The organism is Pseudomonas sp. GM78, assembly GCF_000282475.1.
Taxonomy (GTDB): Bacteria; Pseudomonadota; Gammaproteobacteria; order Pseudomonadales; family Pseudomonadaceae; genus Aquipseudomonas.
Genome location: NZ_AKJF01000020.1, coordinates 1 through 4997, shown reverse-complemented (window position 1 = coordinate 4997; position 4997 = coordinate 1). Strand labels below are relative to the sequence as shown.

The 4997-nt window shown below is 58.3% G+C and carries 4 protein-coding genes; all 4 read right to left on the bottom strand.

Annotated elements, in window-relative coordinates:
* On the bottom strand, nucleotides 1-1478 hold a 1478-nt coding region (locus PMI35_RS29270; RefSeq protein WP_008055127.1), incomplete at its 3' end, for an aldehyde dehydrogenase.
* A complete protein-coding gene (locus PMI35_RS29275) occupies nucleotides 1475-2380 on the bottom strand; it encodes a dihydrodipicolinate synthase family protein (protein ID WP_008055124.1) in 906 nt (301 codons plus the stop codon). The genes PMI35_RS29270 and PMI35_RS29275, both read right to left, overlap by 4 nt.
* 79 nt (nucleotides 2381-2459) lie before the next feature.
* On the bottom strand, nucleotides 2460-3791 hold the full coding sequence (locus PMI35_RS29280; protein WP_008055123.1) for an MFS transporter: 1332 nt from the start codon (nucleotides 3789-3791) through the stop codon (nucleotides 2460-2462).
* A gap of 169 nt (nucleotides 3792-3960) precedes the next feature.
* Nucleotides 3961-4997, bottom strand: a 1037-nt coding sequence (locus PMI35_RS29285) for an NAD(P)/FAD-dependent oxidoreductase (protein ID WP_008055122.1), incomplete at its 5' end; no start/stop codon positions are given.

Below are 4997 nucleotides of genomic sequence, written 5' to 3'. Positions count from 1 at the left end.
ATCCAGATCGTCTTGATCTCGGTGTACTGATCGTGCGCCCAGATCGACTTGTCACGCCCGCCAAACCCGGACTCCTTGTACCCGCCAAACGGTGTCGAGGCGTCGCCTTCGCCGAAGCAGTTGACCGTGACGATGCCGGCGCGGATTTCGCGCGACAGCTTGATGGCATGGCGCAGGTTGTCGGTGTAGACCGAGGCCGCCAGGCCATACACCGAGTCATTGGCCAGGGCGATGGCTTCGTCGAGGGTGGTGAAGGTCGTGACGGCGAGCACCGGGCCGAAGATCTCTTCCTGGAACAGCTTGCTGTCGCTACCCACGCCATCGACCACGGTAGGTTCGACGAAGATGTCGCCCTGGGTGTTGCCGCCGAAAACCACCCGCAGTTTCTCGAGGCCAGCCTGCTCGAGGTAGGAGCGGACTTTCTCGTAATGCGCCCGGCTGACCATGGCGCCCAGGCGGTTTTCCGGGTCCAGGGGGCTGCCCATTTTCCATTCCAGCATCTGCACGCCGATGCGCTTGAGCAGTTCGTCCTTGATGTCGGCATGCACGATCAGGCGCGAGGAGGCGGAGCAGTTTTCGCCCATGTTCCAGAACGCACCGTTGACCACGTGGCTGGCGACCGAGTCGAGGTCTGCCACGTCCTTCATCACCACCGCCGGGTTCTTGCCGCCACACTCGAGCACAATGCGCTTGAGGTTGGAATCCGCCGCATAGTTGAGGAAACGCCGCCCGGTCGCTGTGGAACCGGTGAAGCTGACCATCGACACATCCATGTGCCGACCCAGTGGTTCCCCGACTTCACCGCCACCGCCGGACAGCACGTTGAACACACCGGCCGGTACACCGGCTTCGAACGCCAGTTCGGCGACCCGCAGCGCGGTCAGGGTGGTTTCCTTGGCCGGCTTGACGATGATCGAGCAACCGGCGGCCAGGGACGGGCCGATCTTCCAGGCCAGCATCAGCAGCGGGAAGTTCCACGGCAGCACCAGGCCGACCACGCCGATGGCTTCGCGCACCACCAGGGTCAAGGCGCCGTTACCGACCGGTGCCGTGTTGTCGTAGATCTTGTCGATCAGCTCGGCATGCCAACGCAGGGTGTGAATGGTTTCCGGCACATCCGTGAGCTGGCATTCGCGCACCGGCTTGCCGCTGTCCAGGCTTTCCAGCACCGCCAGCTCGTGGGCGTTCTGCTCCACCAGGTCGGCAAAACGCAACAGCACTTTCTTGCGCTCGCCGGGGCTCAGCTTGTGCCAGCGACCGTCTTCGAAGGCCGCCTTGGCCTTGGCCACGGCGAAGTCCACGTCCTGGGCATTGCAAGCGGTGATCTCGGCCAGCACTTCATCGGTCGCCGGATTGGTCGTGGTGAAAGTGTTGCCCGACAACGAGGTGTAGGACTCGCCGTTGACGAAGGAGCGGGTCGGGAACTTCAAGTCCCGGGCGATGGCGGCGTATTCAGCCGCGCTGAGAAGGCCAGTCATTTTGCGCTCCCGGTCACTTGGGCGACCTCACGTTTCAGCGTGGTGATGATCTCCTGCAGGGCCTGTTTTTCATGGTCATACATCGGCTGCAGCGGTGAACGCACACTGCCGGTGCGCAGGCCGTTCAGCTCGCAACCGACCTTGATCGACTGGACAAACTTGCCGCTTTCCAGGAAGTCCATCAGGGGCATGAAGGCGCTCATGATCTTGCGGCCTTTATCGAAGTCCTTTTCCACCACGCAGGCTTCATACAAGGCCACGTGCTCGCGCGGGATGAAGTTCGAGCCGGCGCACACCCAGCTGCGCGCGCCCCAGGCGAAGAACTCCAGGGCCTGGTCATCCCAGCCGCAGGACAGGCTGATGTTCGGGTAGTCCCGCGCCAGGCGATGCACCTGGGCCATGTCGCCCGAGCTTTCCTTGATGGCGACAATGTTCTTGCTCTCGGCCACCGCGGCGAAATACTCCGGGCCCATGCTCACGCCCATGCGCGCCGGGTAGTTGTAGAGCATGATCGGCAGGTCGGCGGCACGGTCGACGGTCAACGCGTGGATGGCGTTTTCTTTCTCGGTCGGCAGCGCGTACGGCGGCGAACCCACCAGGATGGCATCGGCCTTGATGGCCCGGGCGGCCTTGGCATATTCGACCGAGTCTTCGGTGCGGATGGCGCCGGTGCCGATCACCAGGGGCAAGCGTGTGCCGATCACGTCCTTGGCCTGGGTCGCCAGTTCGATGCGTTCTTGCGAGGTATGCGCGTAATACTCACCGGTCGAACCACCGATGATGATGCCGTGCACCTTGGACTCGATCAGGTACTCGAGCACTTCGGCGAATGCCGCTTTGTCGATGTCACCGCTGGCGGTCAGGGGCGTGATTGCCGGGGTATAGATGCCTTCGAATTTCATGATTACTTCTCCATCACTAAGGGAATAATTTCAATCGTGTGTCCACCACTCTGAGGTGGGGACAACTCACCACTTCGATTCAACTGCTCAATGCCGCCGCGTCGCGCAAACTCAGCGAGCGTGTTTCAGGTGCCATGGCCCATGCCGCCGCAAGCCCGATAAAGGTGACAACTGCTGCCACATACATGGTGTTGCCAATGCCCAGGGTCTGCAGCGAAACCGGCACCAGATAAGTGCCTACGGCTGCACCAATACGTGAAAGCGATGTACCAATCCCCACCGCAAAAGCGCGGATTTCTGTTGGGAATAGCTCGTTCGGATAAACCAGTTGCAGTACCTGTGCACCACCAATAAACAAGGCATAGGCGCCAAACAGGAACAAAACAAGAAGTGCGTTACCACCCGAGAAAGTCGCCAGTAACAACAACGACAATCCCGACCAGAGAAAACTGTGGATCAACATGCTGCGTCGACCGATGACGTTGATCAGCCACGTTGCAAGAATGCAACCGACGACAAACAACAAGGTAATGACCATGGAGCCATAGGATGCCCACTCGCCTTTCAGGTTAAGTGCCAGGAGAACTTTCGGCGCGAAGGCATAAACAGCGAACACTGGAATAATCGAACACGACCAGAACACCGAGACAAAGAACAAACGCTTGCCATAACCGGAATGCAGCAAATCGCGAAATGACATTTTCTTGGCGTGGGGTTCTTCAGGCAGGTCCCGTAGCGAATAGTGCTGGCCATAAACCCGCTTGATCACGCCCTCGGCCTCACCGTCGCGGCCTTTGCTCAACAGCCAGCGCGCTGATTCCGGCGTACCGATGCGCAGCACCAACAAGATCAACCCGACGACAGCGGCGCTGGCCAACGCATAGCGCCAGGCATCCTCACCGCCCGAATTGAGAATCGCGTTACCGACGACATACGCGAATGCCGCGCCGGCAAACCACAGGATCGTCAGGGCGGCGAGCCTTGGGCCGCGTTGTTTCTTCGGCAGGAACTCCACCAGCAGCGACGTGGCCACCGGGTATTCGATGCCCACCGCCAGGCCGATGATGAACCGCAAGGCGAACAATGCAGGCGCCGACTCCACCCAGAATTGCGCCAACGAGCAAATGATGAACAGCGATGGCCCGATAAAATAAACTTTCTTGCGACCCAACCTGTCAGTCAGCCAACCGCCGAGAAAACCACCAAAAAACACGCCCATCAATGCCGACGCGGCGATCATGCCCTGCCAGAACTCCGAGAGATTCAAGGCTGCGGTAATTTGCATCATCGCGATGCCGATAATACTCAATACATAACCGTCGACAAATGACCCTCCACCCGAACGGGCTGTCAGTAAACGATGAAAGTTATTGAGCGGAACATCTTCAACAGATGCATTAGGACTTGTCATTATTGTCTCCTATTTCGCCTCGTTAATTCGATGGACTGAAGCGTAAGCCCAAAATCCGAACAAACAGAAACCGTTGCGGCAGAATCTGTCAGCCCAACGGGATCACCCACTGAACTAACGACTGCTACCAACAGATTTAACTCAAACGCTTTAAACAACTACTCTTGATTTAGCTTTCTTTGCCTGCGCGACATTGGCCCCACAGCAAGTTCATATTGACGCCCGCTGAAAGTAATGGCTCAGGTGGGTTTTTATTGGGCCCGGGAGAGGCCAATAGAAAATCGATCAGATGACTCTTCTTACCCGCCAGCCAATCCGCCAGCAATGTACCCGTCACCGTTCCCCGAGTAACACCCAACCCATTGCAGCACAGGGCGCCATAAACGTTGTTTGCCAGCTGGCCGAAATGCGCCATGTGGTTTCTGGACAGCGCCAGCGACCCACCCCAGGTGTACTCGAAGTTGACCTCGGGAAGCATCGGGAAGCGGCGCTCGAACGACTCTTTGTGCCGCTCTTTGAAGCGCTGCAGGTATTTCTGCTGACTGCGTCCGTCGGCGTTAAAGCTGAAGCTGTTACGCACCAACAGGCGATTGTCGGTCGTACGGCGCAACGTGGTACCGAAAGGGTCTGCCGGAATCACGCCCCAATAAGGCTTGCCGCCCAAGCGCGCTTGCTCATCTGGCGTGAGCGGGCGAGTGAGGCTCCCGTAGGTAAAAATCGGCAGCATCCGCCCCGTCAAGAAGCCGAAGCTCATGGCGAACGCGTTATTGGTCAGGAGTAATTTGTCAGCTACGATCCGTCCCGTCTTATGGATAAGGACCGTCTTGTCCCCATATTCCACTTCAGTGATCGGCGTATTTTCATAAAGCGTGACGTTGGCCGGCAGTGTATCGGCCAGACCTTTAACCAGCGCGGCCGGCTGTATCAGTGCAGTGCCTGGTGTAAACAAGGCTTTGCGATAGAAGTGCGTGCCGATATGACTCGGCAAGTCCTTCTCTTCGATCATCTGGTATTCCTGACCGAGCTTGTCCAGGCCGCGACGGTAGGCATCCAAGACCCCGATGCCGCGATCTTCAATGGCAGCCTGGTACTTTCCACACAGGCGGAATTGACACTCGATGCGGTGTTTTTCAACGAGATCTTTCAGGATGGATTGACCCGTCAGGTTCAACTCCATGCTGATCTTCGCCGTCTTGATATCACCGA